The organism is Peribacillus deserti, from assembly GCF_016909175.1.
Classification (GTDB): Bacteria; Bacillota; Bacilli; order Bacillales; family DSM-1321; genus Paraperibacillus; species Paraperibacillus deserti.
Genome location: NZ_JAFBFI010000002.1, coordinates 353,822 through 369,605, shown reverse-complemented (window position 1 = coordinate 369,605; position 15,784 = coordinate 353,822). Strand labels below are relative to the sequence as shown.

Sequence of the window (15,784 nt, the reverse complement as noted above, 5' to 3'; positions counted from 1 at the left end):
GTTTGTTAATCCCTGATTTGTTCAAGAAAAAAATAATGGGCGCCTTTGGAGCTGAAGGTGAAGCCTGGTTAAGTAAGCTTGAAACAAGAGTCCAAGAATTTGTTGGAAAATGGAGTCTTACGATTGAGGGTCCTGTATCGAATTTGTCTTATAATTATGTATTAAAAGCGAGGGATCAAGAGGGGAAGCCGGTAATCCTGAAATTAGGTGTGCCAGGTTTTGACTTTCAAAATGAAATCCATACTCTTCAAGTTTATAATGGTGAAGGATTCGCAAGGCTTTTGAAAGCAGATGGCGAAAAGGGGGCTTTATTGTTAGAACAGCTCCGGCCTGGAATTATGCTTTCTGAAGAAAAAGACGAAACACTTGCCGTTCATTACTTTTTGGATGTTTGGATGGCAATACGCCGTCCAGTGCCACCTGGAATAAGCTTCCCGTCCATTATGGATTGGGCTTCAGGATTAAATCGATATCTGGAGGCTTATCCAAATGGTGAAGGGCCAATTACAAGCGAATACATAACCCATGCTTCCGAATTATTTAAAGAAATCCACAAAACTTCTGAGGGAGATGAACTTCTGCATGGAGACTTACATCATGAAAACATTTTGTTTTCCCATGATAGAGGCTGGCTTGCAATAGATCCAAAAGGAGTATCGGGTGATCCTTATTTTGGTCTCTCCTCCTACTTAATTAACCATCTATTTGATCAAAAGAATCCAAAGGAGCTGCTTTCTTACAGAATTAACCTGCTTACAAATAACAGCAGAATTGATCGTGAAAGGCTCCTTAAAGCGGCAGCAGCCATGAGTGTTCTATATGCTTGCTGGGGAATTGAAGACAACGATCCAGAGTGGAAGAACACTTTTGAGTGCGCCCGGTGGTTTGAGGAGTTTGGAGAAATGTATTAACTATTATATATAAAAAGGGATTGCCAGAGACGGCAATCCCTAATTTGATTTATTCCTGTTTTTAGTATTCTTTGGAGAGTCAATCTTTACAGCGTCTTTTGTATCAAGTGAAGCTTTTAATAAAAAGAAAAACGCACCGCCTGCCATCCCCAATACAAAGAGTATTCCCAGTGTTGCCAGCCACAAATTAGCCAAGAAATCCCCCTCCCTTTTAGAATGTATATGCACAAGATGCGAATGTTTGCGAGAAACTTAAGAAGCACGTACAACAACTTATAAAGGAGTGCACCAACGCAAAGGGAACTAATAATTTCAAAAAAAATACGTTACTAAATGAAAATATGGATAAAATTCTCACTTTTGCAGAATATAAAAAGAATGTTTTAGGAGGTGAGAATATGTCTAATCAAAATAGGAATGAAAACCAAAATAACGCTGCCCAAAATGTAGCTGATAAAGTTAAAGATGGAGCTGGGGTAGCATTTGATGCTGCACAAAATGCAATTAACGCGACAGAAAACATTGCTATGAATACTGTTGATGAAACAGCGAATGCAATTGATAAGACTACAGGAAGTGTAAGTAAGGCTATGGGAAATCAGCGCAATGAAAAGTAATAAGGCTTAATGATTATAGGATGAACATGAATTGTTTGATAAACGCCATTTTTTTTATGGCGTTTTTTATTGTATGTAGGAGCCCTAAAAAAAAGAGGGGACTGGGGAAAAATCGATTTTATTAATTGGAAGTATACGGGTAGAGAAAATATATAGATATGGTCACTAAATATATAAAATTAATTGAATATAGTGGTATTTTATGGAACTTTTTTATTTTTATATCGTATGAACTAGTATATATGGAGAGGAGGAGTTTATTTGAAGAAAGTATGGGTTGTTATTTGTACATTGTTGTTTATTGGGTTGATAAATTATTTATGCACCTTCACAGGAATGAAATTTATTGATTCTTCCTTTTTTTGTGGTTTGCTCTCAACTATAATCATTCACTTTTTTACTTCGACTGGCGGTTTTTCTTCTAATCAGGTACGCCTTCAGGTTCAGGCGCAAACAGGTATGAAGGTTGAGGAAGAAGAAACTTCTTTTCATCCTTCTGTTGCTTTTTATACAGCTGTTGCCTATACGGTCGTGTCGTTAATCGCAATCATTATTTATTATAAAGATTATTTCATCTAATAGATTAAGTGTTAAAAATAAAGAATTGTTAATATTAGTATGACAAAAAAGCCTGGGAATAGATCCCAAGCTTTCTTTACTGACTAACAACTATGAGCTTGTTCGATTTTTCGTGAACCTTCCCTATTATAGCAGCTTCAGTAACTCCCGCTTCATGAAGGTCATTCACATACAGATTGGCTTCTTCTTCATTCATACTTACCAGCAGTCCGCCTGAAGTTATGGCATCACACAGGATGAACTGGTCCACCTCAGTAAGATTATCAGAATATGCCACTTCGTTCACAAGCCATTTATGATTAGATTTTGATCCGCCTGGTAAAACACCAGCCGCAGCAAGTTCTTTTGCGCCTTCGAGAACAGGGACCTTGCTATAATATATCTCAAGGTTTACATCGCTTCCTCTTGCAATTTCACTTGCATGGCCCATAAGTCCAAAGCCGGTTACATCAGTAACAGCATTCGGGCGATAGGCTTTCAGCTTCTCAGCCGCAGTATGGTTAAGAGCTGCCATTACAGCTGTTACGGCTTCAGCCTGATCTGCGGTCACAGCATCTCGTTTAATACCAGTAGTTAAAATTCCGACACCGATCGGCTTTGTTATGACGAGAACATCTCCCGGTTTAGCACCTACGTTTTTCCACACCTTATCGGGGTGGACTATACCTGTCACCGAAAGGCCGAATTTAGGCTCCTGATCGTCGATCGAATGCCCTCCAATTGTGGCGGCTCCTGATTCCTTGACTTTATCGGCTGCACCGCGGAGTATTTCTGAAAGAGTGTGGCTGCCCAGTTTCTTAATTGGGTAGCCCAGGATATTAAGTGCAGTCTTTGGCACCCCGCCCATGGCATATACATCGCTCAATGCATTGGCAGCCGCAATTTGGCCAAACATATAAGGGTCGTCCACAATCGGCGTAAAATAATCGACTGTCTGTATGAGTGCAAGGTCCTCTGTAAGTTTATATACTCCTGCATCATCGGAGGTTTCATTGCCAACTAATACTTCCGGAATAGGGTCTTGCTTTGGTAATAGGCGCAAAACTTGCGCCAGGTCCTCAGGACCGATTTTGCAGCCTCAGCCAGCTTTTGTTGAAAGTGCTGTGAGCCTGATTTTTTCGTGTTCTGACATTGAGCAAGCATCTCCTTTCACAAAGTTACTAGTAAATTGTACTACGGAAGAAATAAATATACCAAAGAATAGCGTTTGAAGGGGCATTGCAATATAATGCTGCATAAGTTAAAAAGGATCAGAATCCAGCGGTTGCCCTAATAATAACAGCCCAAGTAAATGGCGCAAATAATTTCGTATATGATGCAATTGATTTTTTAAACAGTGCAATTATTTTTTATACAATGCAATTATTCATTAAGAAGCAAATACTTCCGCAGGCCATATTTTGTAGCAGGTATTAATACAGAGACTAACAAATTGAAGTTCAAACTAGTTCATCAAAAGGTATGAAGGAGACAATGTTTTTATCCGAACTGTTGGCTGCTTAGATTTGCTCCAATTGTACCCTGAGCTTATGCTAAGCAGGTTAAAACATGTTATATAGGGGAAAATCTATTATAATTAATAAAAGTACCTAATAAAGGGGTGTCTATATGAGCAAGTTTGAAGTCAAAGTTGAATTTTGCATGATGTGAAATTATTCACCAAAAGCTGCGAGTTTCGCAGAAGACCTTTTCAGCCGCTTTAGAGGCGATGTTACCAAGCTGGAGCTTGTTCCTGCTTCCGGAGGAGTATTTGAAGTCACTGTAAATGGAAATCTTTTGTACTCCAAAAAGGAAACAGGCCGGTTTCCAAAATCCGATGATATCATCAAACAAATGGAAGATATGTGAATATAAAAAGAACAGAGCATATTCGCTCTGTTCTTTTTATTGCCATTTAGCTTTCCATGCAACTACTTTTTCTTCTATTTCTTTTCGTGCAGCTTCTCTTTCTGTTTCCTTTTCATCCTTAATCTTTTTAAATTCTTCCTGACGGATTTGATCCATTTGATTGGCCAGTTCAGAGACCTGAGCTCTTGTTTCTTCGGTTATAAGCTTTTCACTCATTAGAAATCGAACCGCATCCAGGATCCTGATTTTTTCGTTGGTGGAAAGCTGGTATAACGGATTATAAATATCATTCATATTTTTCATGGCATTATAGGTATCAACAAGGGTGACGCCCTGGGTCCAAACAAGCTGGCCGATGGATGGCTTCCACTTTTCGACGATTTCCGATTGAAGCTCCGACTGATTGCTGACAGTTGTATATGTGCCTTCGCCAGCTTCAGCCACCTTTTTTAGCTGCTGCTGTCCTTCATGATCTACATCAAAGCCCACGATTTTGACTTTAGCCTTGATATTAGCGTCCTGCAGGGTTTTAGCAGCTTTGACCGGATCTCCTCCGCAGGTTTCCACGCCGTCACTGACAATGAATATTTTATTATCGTACTCTTGGCTGTTATAAGGCTGGAGTATTTTTTTAGCTTGCTCGATTGCACCAGCAAGCGGTGTCCATCCTTTGGCATCAAAAGATGAAAGGGCTGTTTGAAAAACGGGTTTATTGTAAGTCTACAATGGATAAACCGATTCGACAGCTTTACATGACATTTCTTTATCAGCCTCTGAGCCAGAGCCTTTGTGTCCGTAAACAAGGAGAGAGCTGTTGGAATCCGGCGGAAGCTGTGACATGAAGGTGCCAATAGCTTTTTTGGCCAATTTCATTTTAGTTCCTCCCGTTACGGATTCTTTCATGCTTCCGCTTGCATCCATAAGTACAATTATGTTGGTTTTTTTCTTTGTATTTGCCACTTCATCCGGACCTTCGGGAAGCTCTGGCATCACATAGCCATGCTGATAGTTTAGCAGTTTTTCATAGTACTGCTTATATTCCCCAGATCCCAGCATATGTACAAGATAATAATATATCTCCTGAGAATCCAGATTTTTATGGGATAGGAAGTATGTTTTAAGTTCTTTTTCGCTTAAAGGCTGGAAAGTTTCATTATAATACTTTATATAATTCATTCCATCCCAGCCAGTTTGTCCATCCAGGTCCTTTTTCATATGTTTTTCCATAAGCAGTCCTTGCGGCTGGTTAACCATTTCAGAAACAGTGCTTCCTGCTGCAGGTATTTTTTTCTCTTTTTGGGGATTCTGCTTTTTATTTTCTGCCTTTTCCACGTTCTTTACATCAGCACTTTCAACGCCGGATTTTTCTTGGCACCCTGTTAAAGAAATACCCAAAGTGATAATGCAGGCAAATACCAAATAATATCTCTTAAAAAAATCCATATTTTCCTCCTGGTTGTTCATCATATATAAAAATATCAAATTTTGGAAATTATTTGATGGATTATGAAAGAGGAGGTGCGGCTACTTCCACTTTTAAGCGGTCTGGATCTCGGAAAATACAGCATAATGACCAGGTCCTGCAGCAAAGGGATACTTGTCCTCATATAAAATTCTAACTCCTTTTTCTTTAATGGTACTCGTCAGTTCATTCACGGGTTCTCGTAAGTGCCCATGAAAAGCTATATATTTCAGACTGTTTTTGCTCGGTGAAAAGGAGGATCCAGATGTCTTTCTTCGGACTGAACAAATACTAAGTACGTGTCTTTATGTTTCCAGATGATTCCCAATCCCATCTTTGATAGATTACATAACAGCTGCGGCAGGATCCATCCCCAAAAATCTGCCGCAGATGGCAGGTCTGATACATTGTTTTCTACATGGTGCAGCATCTTAATCCTCTTCTCCTTTCTTACTTAAAAACCTTTACTTCTAAAATATCATCTTTTAAAGTAGACTGAATAGTTTTCGAGTGGATAGACGAAGGAAAGTATATTTTCCGCTCTAAATGTTCCTTTTCCACTAACAGACGAATAACCAATTCATTTTCTTTGACTAATACCATGTAATCCTTAGAATGACAATGATCCAAAAGAGCTTCCACAATATATGCTTCTACCGTATTAAATACATCAACCCTGAAAACAGTATAATCCAAATATGTTGTAAAGGGATCCAAAGAATAAGCTTTCATCCATTCATCAAAATCCATACAATTCACCTTCTGTGTACTTTTTTATAGGATATTCGAGCCTAATAGGAAAAGTGTTATAATGATGAAAATGCTGAACGCTGGAGGGACAATGTGAAGGAGTTAGTTCGTTTAATACCTGCTGTACATGAATTTCAAAAACATATTTTATTCCTAGAGCTCATAAAACGGACCGGCTGGGATCAAGCTCGCCTGACTCAGCTCTTAAAGAATGAAATGAACCAGGTTCGTTCCCAATTGATCAAAGAAGAATGGCCAGGTGCCAGGCCGGGGACCGAAGAATTTGTACATGAAATACTGGCGGCGCTGGAAGCAAAAATGAAAAAAAATTACGGTTATAAATTAAAAAGAGTCATAAATGCCACAGGCACTATTTTACATACTAATTTAGGCCGAGCCAGGCTAAGTGAATCGGCTATTAACCATGTCGTTAATATAGCCCGAAATTATTCGAATCTCGAATATCGTCTTGAAAAAGGGGAACGCGGTTCGCGCCATGAACATATCGAAGAGTGGATCTGTGAAATTACGGGTGCGGAAGCAGCCATGGTTGTAAATAACAATGCGGCAGCTGTTTTTCTTATCCTGCGGGCACTTGCCAAAGATAAAGATGTGATTGTATCGAGAGGACAGCTTGTAGAAATCGGCGGGTCTTTTCGAATATCCTCCATTATGGAAGAAAGTGGTGCGAAGCTGATTGAGGTAGGAACCACTAATAAAACTCATTTGTCTGATTATGAAAATGCAATCAACGAAAATACCGCAATTGTAATGAAGGTACATACGTCCAATTTTAAAACAATTGGCTTTACTAAAACCGTAGAAGCCATTGACATGGCCGAGCTTGCCGCAAAGCACGAACATATCTTGTTTTATGAAGACCTTGGGAGCGGTGTTTTATTTGATCTTGGAAGTTTTGGAGTGGGCGAGGAGCCTTTGGTGAAAGATGTTTTGTCAGCTGGTACTGACCTTGTTTCTTTTAGCGGGGATAAACTGCTCGGCGGTCCGCAGGCAGGTATTATTGCTGGAAAAAAACAATTCATAGAAAGATTGAAGAAGCATCAGCTTGCGCGGGTTCTTCGTGTTGATAAAATGACACTTGCTGCCCTTGAAGCTACATTACTGGATTACCTAAAAGGAGGCAGTGTGCGATATATGAATCCTACGCTGGCCGATATTCTTGCTTCCCCCGAAGAGCTTTACGAAAAAGCAGAAGACTTATGCAAAACGATTCATGAACTTTCTAAGGGTTATACTGCTTTTGTTGCAGAAGAAACAAGTACGATTGGCGGCGGTACTATGCCAGGAGTAGAGCTGGATACGTTTGGTGTGAGCGTTGCACACCCAGTACTCTCACCATCTGCATTTCACGAAAGACTGCGACTAAGCGAACCCGCTGTGGCTGCTCGTATTATTCATGAAAGAGTCTTTTTTGATGTGAGAACATTAAGACAGGAAGAAATATTTAAAGTAGCCGAAGTACTTAAAACACTGAAAAAATAAGCAGGATATTTAGTAACAAACTCCGAAAGGATTCGTCATATATATGAAAGGATACTAAAAAAATTGGAAAGGAGGGAGAGAATCTGGCCATTGTGTTAGTCCTTCTATATGTTTTGCTGCCCATAGTGATTATTGCTTTCATTATTGGGGCAGTGCTTAAAAATAAAGGGAAAGGAGATGAGAGCGTGTTTCGCCATTTATATATCTATTTGGTACTCTTTGCCACTTTAATGATGACGATTGGCGGCGGCATATCCATTTTCATGGCTGCTGCGGATCTGGTCAGCCCACCAGCCTTCTACCAAAGCTATAATGAATTTGTTGATTTAAAGAATAATGAAGCGGACAAAAAGGAATCTGGATTAAGTGAGGAAGAGCTTAGACGCCAGTACGAAACGGCTGTTAATGACCATAAAGACCGAGTGAAAAATGAAGCGAAAAATCAATTGATCAAAAGCCTTGGATTCATCATCATCCCGCTGCCTATCTTTCTCTATTTTAATAAGCTTAGAGGAAAGGGAGAATCTCTATAATATTCTATTATGCTGCCACGATACAATGGCAGCTATTTTTCATTGGCACGTACCAATTCTTTTCTCAGGCTGATAACAAAATTTTATGTAGAGAAAAAATGACTTACACCGTTTATAACGAATATCTTGTCTGGAAAATGATTCAAATTCAACGTTGTAACGGCAGCGAAGGCACGGTACACCCGATGGTGAATGTCTTATACACTCATTCATCCTTTTTAAGTTTTTGCACAAGCATTACATATGAACTTGTTACATCTGAATTGGAAAAATGAGTCTTATATAATGTGCCAACTTAAAGATTTTAATTACTTTGTACAGGCACAATGTAAAGCCGTTTTGTTCTCCATTCTCATTAATAATCTTTAGTGGTCTAATCACTGCCTGTATCCTCTATGGCAAATGGCTAGGATTGTCTTGTAAAGGGATTATTAATTACATGGCTTTAGGTTTCTTCAGTTATAATTGTAGACAGGTATACTATCTAAAACCTTACTGCAAAAGGAGAGGGACTAAATTGATTTCATTTCTAGTAGCTATGGATCAGAATCGTGTCATCGGAAGAAATAATGATCTTCCTTGGCATCTGCCTGCAGATTTAAAATTTTTTAAGCAAGTGACAATGGGACATCCTATTATAATGGGAAGAAAAACTCATGAATCGATTGGACGGCCTTTGTCAGGAAGAGAAAACATTATTTTAACTAGAAATCGTCACTATAAAGCTGAAGGTTGTACAATTATACATACAATCGAAGAAATAACTAACTTAGAGGAAAGCAGTAAAGACGAGTTTTTTATAATTGGCGGCGCAGAGATTTTTAATCTTACATTTTCCATCGCAGACCGTATGTATATAACGTTAATTGAAGATGAATTCGAAGGAGATACTCATTTTCCAAAAATAAACGAAGAAGAATGGCAATTGGTTTCTAGAGAAAAAGGTCCTAAAGATGAAAAAAATCCATATGATTATTATTTTTGTGTTTATGACCGAAAGTAGGATGTGCTGCCGATTATTCCGGCAGCTTTACTTTTTCTCTTAGTGAGAAAACGATTGAATATATATTTCAACGGTCATTTTAGGAGAGTAATGCCATGAAAAATGCATCTAAGTGACATTAGATATACGATCTTAGACAACTTCGATCGATTTCAAGAAACCAATCAAGTTTGGTTCAAAGAGAATGAACAATACAAATTAAAAGCTGATTCGTTTATCATTGATTGGAACAATGAAGTAAAGAAGCTTGTCATCAAGACCCTTCAAGATTGTTTAAGGTCCGGAGGTATCATTATAGGAGTCTTTGCATAGCCATTTATTTGGATTTGCTAGTGTTGAAGGAGAGCTCTTTGGTACCAGGAAAGAATACCTTGACCTTTCTTATATACATTTCTCAAATGGCTTTAGAAATAAAGGTGCAGGAAAAATATTCTTTAAGTTTTGCTTTCAAAAAGCGAGGGAGGCATGTGCTAAGAAGCTTTATAAAGCCGCTCATCCATCCGTAGAATCCCAAAATTTAATAAAGCGCTTGTAGTATGGCCGAAGCAGTAGAAAAATTTTTTATCAAGCTAGAAATGAGGAAAAGCAATGGAATTAGTTATTTCCGCAGAGCAAAATACATCAGATAAAGATATTATTAATAAAAAAATGTATGAGTTTAATGCTCAGCATTTTCGTGATGAGTTAAAGGGACGGCATGAGGAGGTTAATTTATATCTGAAGGATGAGACAGGCAAAGTATGGGGCGGCATACTAAGTGAAATCCGCTGGAACTGGATGGAGGTTCATTATTTATTTATCGATTCTAAAATCCGTCAGGCTGGGTATGGACAAAAGTTGCTCTCAGAAGCGGAAAGAATTGCAATAGATAAAAACTGTGATTTCATTAAACTTGATACTCTGAGTTTTCAGGCTTTGGGCTTTTATCAAAAGCAGGGTTACGATGTTTTTGGAAGCATTGAAAATGCAGGAGGAGAATACACTCATTATTATTTAAAAAAAGATTTAACAGCGCGCTCCTGAACAGAGGAGTGCTTTTTGTTTTTCAATAATGATACATATTTATCCAAGTTCGCGAAAAACTATGATGAGAGCTAAAAATAATGGAGGGATCATCATGGCTATCAATATTCGAAATGCAGTCATTCAGAATGTAACGGGAAATTCCCGGGAAGAATTAGAAGATACAATAGTTGACGCTGTCCAAAGCGGGGAAGAATTAATGCTTCCAGGACTAGGAGTGTTATTTGAAATCATTTGGCAAAATGCTTCTGAGAACGATAAGAAAGAGATGCTTCAGCGATTAGCCGGCGGTTTAGCTAAATAATTACAATAGTGATTACTTTAGGCATTTGACTGTAAAGCCAAAATTTGGAGGTGAACGTATGAGCGGCAGCAATGATGAGCTGTTAAAGAAAGCACGAGATATGGATCCCAATGTAGAGTTCGAAACTGACCAAGAGCGCAAAGGTGCTAAAGATACTGGAAATAATGAAGTGATCGATCCAGCAGGACTGAGCGGTGCAGACACGCAAGGCGGATGACCTGAGAAACCAGAAAGACCAGAGCTGTTTATGACAGCCTTTCATGAAGCGGTTCTTCGATTGGAAGAACTGCTTTTTTTGCTGAAAAAACAATTAATATCTAGAATAACAGAAAAGTTGAAAATAATTATTTTTCTCGAACTTGCCTTTATGTTATATTGAACGCAAAAGGTATTTATGGATAGAAGAATTCCTGTTTAAAGGGCGTATTGCCGAGGAGGAAATATGAAGGAACAAATTCTGGGTATATTAGAAGAAATATTAACCGCCGCTCAAATGTTATTTATCTTATGCCTGCCCTATTTAATCTATTTTTATATCCATAGGAAAGAATTAATGGAAGAATTAAAAAATCGCTAAATGGTTTAGGGATACAATTTTAGAAAAAACAAAAAACCGGGCATTGCTTAAAATTCATAAGCAAAAAATACCCGGGGGATTATCAGCCCTTTTCAGTCTGGGTTAAGTCATCTTTAAAGGATAGATAATAGGCCATTGCAACGAAAAGGCTGCCGCCAATAGCATTTCCTATAAAAACAGGAATGAAATTATGAATAAATTCGGCCCAGTTGGAATGACCTGCAAAAATAGCTGCAGGAATTACAAACATATTTGCCACAATATGCTGAAAACCGATGGCTACAAATCCCATGATGGGAAACCAGATTCCCAGGATTTTTCCGCTCATATCCTCGGCACCATACGCAAGCCAGACAGACAATCCCACGAGCCAGTTGCACCCTATTGCCGAGACCAAACTTTCCAAGAATCCTTCATGAATTTTATGATCAGCAATTGAGACTGTTTTAGCCAGATAAGCCCCTTCCTCTGTCAACCCAACAATATGTCCAAAAAAGTATGCTACAAAAACAGCTCCTGCAAAGTTAGCAAGTGTGATGATTCCCCAATTTCTTAATAAAGAGCCTAAAGTAATTCGCTTCATATAGTAGGCTAAAGGGACAGCCATCATATTGCCCGTTAAAAGCTCTCCGCCAGCAAGAATAATCAAAATAAGACCAAGCGGGAAAACGGCTGCACCTATAAAGGCACCAAATGTCCCCCAATCCGCCGGCAAATCCGCCGACACCCTAATATCAAGCAAAAAACCTATGGAAATGAACGCGCCTCCCAGAAATCCTAGAACAAGCATACTTCTCAAATTAAGGGCAACCTTTTTGACACCAGCATCAATTGCAATTTCAGCTATTTTCCTCGGTGGATGATACGCCATCTTTTAACCTCCCTATGTTTCCTTAATATTTCCCAGAGAAGGTAAATATATAAACATAATAATGGTAGAAAAATATGTTTGATAAAATGAAGAAAGTAGCCCATGAGTTAGTATGAAGAAGAACTGGACAGGGCCGCCCTTGTTCTGCAGCTGTTCAAAAAGAGCACGATATAGAGGAATTGGTTTTTATTCTATATGGATGAAAAATATTTGGAGGCAACCGAATGTGGAAAAAAATTGAATGCGCGGCCATTTATACAGACAAAATGGAGGAATACATTTCAGGATACTAAAGTACATTGGAGACTTGTTGGTATGAGATTTCCTGAAGGTGATTCAGAATTAGTATTAAAAAACAACAGCGATCTTCCATTTACAGAAATAGAAATCTTAGTCGATGATGTGCTTAAAACTTACGAAAGCTTGAAAGGAAATGCTGAAGTAGAATGATTCGTTCTCCTTTTCCAAATTCCCTAGGAGGGCATGTTGCTGTAATGAAAGCTCCGGACGGGAATGTCTTCGTTTTAGTCGGTAATTAACCTTTCTTATACAATTTTTTCCAGGAACAAAGGTTTTTTATGTCCATATAGAATATAATTAGAATCATAATTTGGAGGTGATTAAATTGAATGACAGGCATTTATTTTTGCATGGGGGAAGTCCTCCCTTTCTTGAAAAAATGGGAAGAAGATTTGCCGGGCTTGTCTCTAAGATCGGAAAAACTGCCATTTTATTTATAGAAAGAGACGGCTGGCAGGATTATATGAACAGGTACACTGCGGTATTAAAGGAAAATGGAATTCATCATTACATATATATACCTCTTCATATCTCTCCAGAGGAAATAGTCAGTAACCTTTCAGAATGCACAGGAATTATTATTGGCGGCGGGGATACTGAGCGATATCAGAAATATATAGTTGGCACTGAGGTTGGCAAATGTATTCAAGCCATGTATCAAAATGGAGTTCCGGTAGCAGGATTTTCAGCAGGAGCACTCATTAGCCCCTCTATCTGTGTGATCCCTCCAATTGACAACAAAAAGAACGTCCATCTTTTTCTTGACGGACTTGGGTTATTAAATGATTGTGTAGTTAGTGTTCATTTTTCTAAATGGAATGAAGAAGAAAATCTAAAAACAGCAGTCATGAAAACAAACGCAACTATTGGTTTTGGATTAGACGATGGAACCTGCGCCTATTTTATTAATGAAAAGCTTTCTTTTGAAGAGGGTAAAAAGGTATATAGGTATACAGCTAATAACGTAGAGTCGACTACATAAATGAGCAAGTAAAACAGGTATTAAATGGTACAAATAATTTTAAGTGGAGTAATTAATGAAAATGAAATTATTCAGTTTGCTGCTCATAACTCTCTCTATCAGCAGCGGGTGTACAAATCACCCAGTCCAGAATACCAAAAATCAAGAATCCAGCTATTCATCCATACAGCCCTATACATTAACTCAGAAAGAAAAAGAATTCAGCTCTTTGACTCCCATTGATCCAGGTGAATTATTTGTTTATAAACTGCTATTAACTAAAAATGAAACGGTGGAAGTTAAAGTTGACCATTATGCTGAGAATCAGTTAAAGCAAACGTTTATTCATATGTCCAGCTCTTTGAATAAAGGAGAATCCCGTATTTCTATAGGATTAGACTATTTACCAGGCGATCAAAAAGAACGTCTTTGGTTTGCAACACTTGAAGGTGCAAAGGGAAGTACCGTAGAAAAGCTGGATGTCGAAGAAGGGGCAGCGTTTGCATCCGATTCCCTAGCAGGGGAAAAAAAGCTTCAGCATGACAAATTCGTCGTTATCGGAACATATATCCATAATTCACTCAAAACTGACATACTAACACCAGTATTAAATGAACCTAATTCATTAAAAACCATCCTGAAGGAAAATGAAAATGTGTACGTCTTTTCCTGCAGAATAAAGAAAACCAAAGGAAAATAAATAAAGAGGAGGCAATCCGGCCAGTGTGCAGATTCCCGTAATCCGCCTTTTTTTTGCAGCTGAAATGTAAATAAACTGTTAGAAGCACTACTTATTTTATTGTTAAATGAGTAGTGCTTTATATGTGGAGAATTTGTTTCTATATTGTTTTGTACATGAGTTCTCTTCGACTATTCTATATAATGAAAGGAAAACCAAATTATGTTTCGGAGGCATATAATGGCTGAAAAATTCATTAGAAATCATGAATTTAATTTTATTAGAAAACAAGTGGACGTTATTAAAGATTCTTACAAAAAAGGTTCCGATAAAAATGTGATTAATGCAGTGAAAGATAGTGCTTATTCAAAGATTATCGACCTTTTTCCAAACGCTGCAGACAATCAGCTGGATGTGCTTGATTTGTCCCGGCTAAAAACGGAAGCCGAATTCGATCATTATTTGGAAAATGCATCATCTTTTTTACTTTTATTTCCAAATATAACGGACCAGCAAATAAAAAAAATGTTCCCTAAAAATAAAAAGTTGAAAATGCCGAATTTAGATTCCATTGATTTGGAAAGCATCACTTATCTAAGCTGGACGGATATAGGTACAAATAAAAAATTTTTAATTTATGAGATGAATAAGAAATTAGTTGGGATTGAATGCAGATACAATTTGCTAAGCCGAAATAATGTTTGTTCTTTCTGCAATACTCATGGGCAGGTAGCTTTTATATCGTCTGTAACAAAAGCTAAAAAGATTAACAATCCGGATTACTATAAAGCTATTGGCAACTATATCTGTTTTGACAGTTCCATATGCAATCAAAAAATGACAAGCGTCAATTATCTTGAAACGTTCATTAAGGAAATCTTCCAGGAAAATGGGTAAGAATCTCTGGAGGACAGAATAATGGATTTTACCACAAAAAAAGGATATTCTAATACAATCGCTTGTTAATAAAATATAATTTATATTGGATGGGAATTAATATGATAGCAAAAACAGAAGAAGATTTTATCGGATTAAAGGAAATCGGGAGCATCGTTTCCTTGATTCGAAAGGAATTGGTACAAAAAACTGTACCGGGCATTACGACTAAGGAACTTGATGATTTCGCTGGAAGCCTATTTGAAAAACATGGTGCTATTTCAGCTCCAAAAGGTGAATACAATTTTCCCGGCTATACTTGTATAAGTGTAAACGAGGAAGTGGCACATGGCATTCCTGGTAAGCGCGTGATCCAGGAGGGGGATATTGTAAATATAGATGTCTCTGGCTCTAAAAACGGTTATTTTGCCGATACAGGCATATCGTTTGTAGTGGGAAACGGCGACCCGATTTTAACAAAAATTTGTGACACGGCTATTGAAGCCTTTGAAGCTGGCCTCAAAAAAGCGAAACCAGGTTCTAAGAAAAGCGGCCTTGGCAAAGCTGTATTTGCAACTGCCAGAAAAAACGGCCTTACTGTCATTAAAAATCTTACAGGACATGGAATCGGACGTACGATACATGAATCTCCTAATCATATCTATAATTACAATGAAACATGGGATGATGAGCTATTGAAGGAAGGCATGGTAATTGCCTTTGAACCATTTATCTCAACCCGAGAAGAAGAAGTTTTTCAATATGAGAACGACGAGTGGACTTATGTAACTGAAAACAGTTTCGTAGCACAGTGTGAACACACCATCATCCTGACTAAGAATGGTCCGATCATTATAACTCTTTAAAATAATAATGCAGCTTGTTGGAGGCGCTCATGGCAGCGGCTCTTTTTTATTGAATAAATGTTTATGCAAATTCACATATTGTTAAAATGCGGTAGTATTATATATGAATCAGAGTAAAAAT

The 15,784-nt window shown here is 38.0% G+C and carries 21 protein-coding genes and 2 pseudogenes; 16 read left to right on the top strand and 7 right to left on the bottom strand.

The annotated features are described in order from the left end of the window. Positions 1–2 precede the first annotated feature (2 nt). Positions 3–911: an aminoglycoside phosphotransferase family protein gene (locus tag JOC77_RS03975; protein WP_204538887.1), complete on the top strand. Its 909-nt coding sequence runs from the start codon at positions 3–5 to the stop codon at positions 909–911. 39 nt (positions 912–950) lie between these two features. On the opposite strand, the gene JOC77_RS03970 is transcribed toward JOC77_RS03975, so the two are convergent. Then, positions 951–1,106, bottom strand: a complete 156-nt coding sequence (locus tag JOC77_RS03970; protein ID WP_204538885.1) for a flagellar basal body-associated FliL family protein — start codon at positions 1,104–1,106, stop codon at positions 951–953. A gap of 203 nt (positions 1,107–1,309) precedes the next feature. On the opposite strand from JOC77_RS03970, the gene JOC77_RS03965 reads away from it, so the two are divergent. Together JOC77_RS03965 and JOC77_RS03960 are read left to right on the top strand one after the other, a co-directional pair. After that, a complete protein-coding gene (locus JOC77_RS03965) occupies positions 1,310–1,528 on the top strand; it encodes a hypothetical protein (protein WP_204538882.1) in 219 nt (72 codons plus the stop codon). Between the two features lie 261 nt (positions 1,529–1,789). Beyond that, positions 1,790–2,107: a hypothetical protein gene (locus JOC77_RS03960; protein WP_204538879.1), complete on the top strand. Its 318-nt coding sequence runs from the start codon at positions 1,790–1,792 to the stop codon at positions 2,105–2,107. A gap of 76 nt (positions 2,108–2,183) precedes the next feature. On the opposite strand, the gene selD is transcribed toward JOC77_RS03960, so the two are convergent. Next, positions 2,184–3,239, bottom strand: a complete 1,056-nt coding sequence (selD, locus tag JOC77_RS03955) for a selenide, water dikinase SelD (protein ID WP_204538876.1) — start codon at positions 3,237–3,239, stop codon at positions 2,184–2,186. A gap of 530 nt (positions 3,240–3,769) precedes the next feature. Here selD and JOC77_RS21530 point away from each other — a divergent pair. Beyond that, positions 3,770–3,955 (top strand): annotated as a pseudogene (locus JOC77_RS21530) (Rdx family protein); the annotation flags it as partial. Between the two features lie 36 nt (positions 3,956–3,991). Here the strand turns inward: JOC77_RS21530 and JOC77_RS03945 are convergent. The 4 genes and pseudogenes from JOC77_RS03945 to JOC77_RS03930 all read right to left on the bottom strand — a co-directional run. Next, positions 3,992–4,645 (bottom strand): annotated as a pseudogene (locus JOC77_RS03945) (vWA domain-containing protein); the annotation flags it as partial. A 30-nt stretch (positions 4,646–4,675) separates the two neighbouring features. Next, on the bottom strand, positions 4,676–5,398 hold the full coding sequence (locus JOC77_RS03940; protein WP_204538873.1) for a vWA domain-containing protein: 723 nt from the start codon (positions 5,396–5,398) through the stop codon (positions 4,676–4,678). A 248-nt stretch (positions 5,399–5,646) separates the two neighbouring features. After that, on the bottom strand, positions 5,647–5,847 hold the full coding sequence (locus JOC77_RS21705; RefSeq protein WP_338047172.1) for a VOC family protein: 201 nt from the start codon (positions 5,845–5,847) through the stop codon (positions 5,647–5,649). Positions 5,848–5,867: 20 nt separating this feature from the next. Continuing rightward, entirely contained in the window at positions 5,868–6,167 is a 300-nt protein-coding gene (locus tag JOC77_RS03930; RefSeq protein WP_204538870.1) for an Hsp20/alpha crystallin family protein, read from the bottom strand. A gap of 93 nt (positions 6,168–6,260) precedes the next feature. Between JOC77_RS03930 and selA the strand changes: the two genes are divergently transcribed. The 7 genes from selA to JOC77_RS21525 all read left to right on the top strand — a co-directional run bounded on the left by selA (position 6,261) and on the right by JOC77_RS21525 (position 11,110). Further along, positions 6,261–7,670, top strand: a complete 1,410-nt coding sequence (selA, locus tag JOC77_RS03925; RefSeq protein ID WP_204538868.1) for an L-seryl-tRNA(Sec) selenium transferase — start codon at positions 6,261–6,263, stop codon at positions 7,668–7,670. Positions 7,671–7,855: 185 nt separating this feature from the next. Next, positions 7,856–8,203 carry a hypothetical protein gene (locus JOC77_RS03920; RefSeq protein ID WP_239558574.1) on the top strand — a complete coding sequence of 116 codons (348 nt, stop codon included), beginning with the start codon at positions 7,856–7,858 and terminating at the stop codon, positions 8,201–8,203. Between the two features lie 517 nt (positions 8,204–8,720). Further along, entirely contained in the window at positions 8,721–9,206 is a 486-nt protein-coding gene (locus tag JOC77_RS03915; protein ID WP_204538865.1) for a dihydrofolate reductase, read from the top strand. A gap of 588 nt (positions 9,207–9,794) precedes the next feature. Further along, entirely contained in the window at positions 9,795–10,229 is a 435-nt protein-coding gene (locus JOC77_RS03910; protein WP_204538862.1) for a GNAT family N-acetyltransferase, read from the top strand. Positions 10,230–10,323: 94 nt separating this feature from the next. After that, on the top strand, positions 10,324–10,533 hold the full coding sequence (gene sspI / locus JOC77_RS03905; RefSeq protein WP_204538859.1) for a small acid-soluble spore protein SspI: 210 nt from the start codon (positions 10,324–10,326) through the stop codon (positions 10,531–10,533). Between the two features lie 58 nt (positions 10,534–10,591). After that, positions 10,592–10,750: a hypothetical protein gene (locus tag JOC77_RS03900; protein WP_204538856.1), complete on the top strand. Its 159-nt coding sequence runs from the start codon at positions 10,592–10,594 to the stop codon at positions 10,748–10,750. Between the two features lie 225 nt (positions 10,751–10,975). Then, positions 10,976–11,110 carry a hypothetical protein gene (locus JOC77_RS21525; protein ID WP_275585043.1) on the top strand — a complete coding sequence of 45 codons (135 nt, stop codon included), beginning with the start codon at positions 10,976–10,978 and terminating at the stop codon, positions 11,108–11,110. 82 nt (positions 11,111–11,192) lie between these two features. On the opposite strand, the gene JOC77_RS03895 is transcribed toward JOC77_RS21525, so the two are convergent. Then, positions 11,193–11,981 carry a formate/nitrite transporter family protein gene (locus JOC77_RS03895; protein ID WP_204538854.1) on the bottom strand — a complete coding sequence of 263 codons (789 nt, stop codon included), beginning with the start codon at positions 11,979–11,981 and terminating at the stop codon, positions 11,193–11,195. Between the two features lie 195 nt (positions 11,982–12,176). On the opposite strand from JOC77_RS03895, the gene JOC77_RS03890 reads away from it, so the two are divergent. From JOC77_RS03890 to map, 5 genes are all read left to right on the top strand, one after another. Further along, a complete protein-coding gene (locus tag JOC77_RS03890; RefSeq protein WP_377337078.1) occupies positions 12,177–12,431 on the top strand; it encodes a hypothetical protein in 255 nt (84 codons plus the stop codon). Positions 12,432–12,606: 175 nt separating this feature from the next. Beyond that, complete coding sequence (locus tag JOC77_RS03885; protein WP_204538851.1) at positions 12,607–13,263, top strand: Type 1 glutamine amidotransferase-like domain-containing protein; 657 nt, start codon at positions 12,607–12,609, stop codon at positions 13,261–13,263. Positions 13,264–13,318: 55 nt separating this feature from the next. After that, positions 13,319–13,942 carry a hypothetical protein gene (locus tag JOC77_RS03880; protein ID WP_204538848.1) on the top strand — a complete coding sequence of 208 codons (624 nt, stop codon included), beginning with the start codon at positions 13,319–13,321 and terminating at the stop codon, positions 13,940–13,942. 219 nt (positions 13,943–14,161) lie between these two features. Beyond that, positions 14,162–14,818, top strand: a complete 657-nt coding sequence (locus tag JOC77_RS03875; RefSeq protein ID WP_204538845.1) for a FusB/FusC family EF-G-binding protein — start codon at positions 14,162–14,164, stop codon at positions 14,816–14,818. Positions 14,819–14,919: 101 nt separating this feature from the next. After that, a complete protein-coding gene (gene map, locus JOC77_RS03870) occupies positions 14,920–15,663 on the top strand; it encodes a type I methionyl aminopeptidase (RefSeq protein WP_204538841.1) in 744 nt (247 codons plus the stop codon). The last annotated feature ends 121 nt before the right edge of the window (positions 15,664–15,784 follow it).

Bases quoted from the DNA above. Each gene is read 5' to 3' on its own strand.
- JOC77_RS03880 (WP_204538848.1), top strand. From the start codon at position 13,319: ATGAAAATGAAATTATTCAGTTTGCTGCTCATAACTCTCTCTATCAGC.
- JOC77_RS03875 (WP_204538845.1), top strand. From the start codon at position 14,162: ATGGCTGAAAAATTCATTAGAAATCATGAATTTAATTTTATTAGAAAA.
- JOC77_RS03930 (WP_204538870.1), bottom strand. From the start codon at position 6,167: ATGGATTTTGATGAATGGATGAAAGCTTATTCTTTGGATCCCTTTACA.
- JOC77_RS03890 (WP_377337078.1), top strand. From the start codon at position 12,177: ATGGATGAAAAATATTTGGAGGCAACCGAATGTGGAAAAAAATTGAAT.
- JOC77_RS21705 (WP_338047172.1), bottom strand. From the start codon at position 5,847: ATGCTGCACCATGTAGAAAACAATGTATCAGACCTGCCATCTGCGGCA.
- JOC77_RS03965 (WP_204538882.1), top strand. From the start codon at position 1,310: ATGTCTAATCAAAATAGGAATGAAAACCAAAATAACGCTGCCCAAAAT.
- sspI (WP_204538859.1), top strand. From the start codon at position 10,324: ATGGCTATCAATATTCGAAATGCAGTCATTCAGAATGTAACGGGAAAT.
- JOC77_RS03910 (WP_204538862.1), top strand. From the start codon at position 9,795: ATGGAATTAGTTATTTCCGCAGAGCAAAATACATCAGATAAAGATATT.
- JOC77_RS21525 (WP_275585043.1), top strand. From the start codon at position 10,976: ATGAAGGAACAAATTCTGGGTATATTAGAAGAAATATTAACCGCCGCT.
- JOC77_RS03895 (WP_204538854.1), bottom strand. From the start codon at position 11,981: ATGGCGTATCATCCACCGAGGAAAATAGCTGAAATTGCAATTGATGCT.
- JOC77_RS03900 (WP_204538856.1), top strand. From the start codon at position 10,592: ATGAGCGGCAGCAATGATGAGCTGTTAAAGAAAGCACGAGATATGGAT.
- JOC77_RS03940 (WP_204538873.1), bottom strand. From the start codon at position 5,398: ATGGATTTTTTTAAGAGATATTATTTGGTATTTGCCTGCATTATCACT.
- map (WP_204538841.1), top strand. From the start codon at position 14,920: ATGATAGCAAAAACAGAAGAAGATTTTATCGGATTAAAGGAAATCGGG.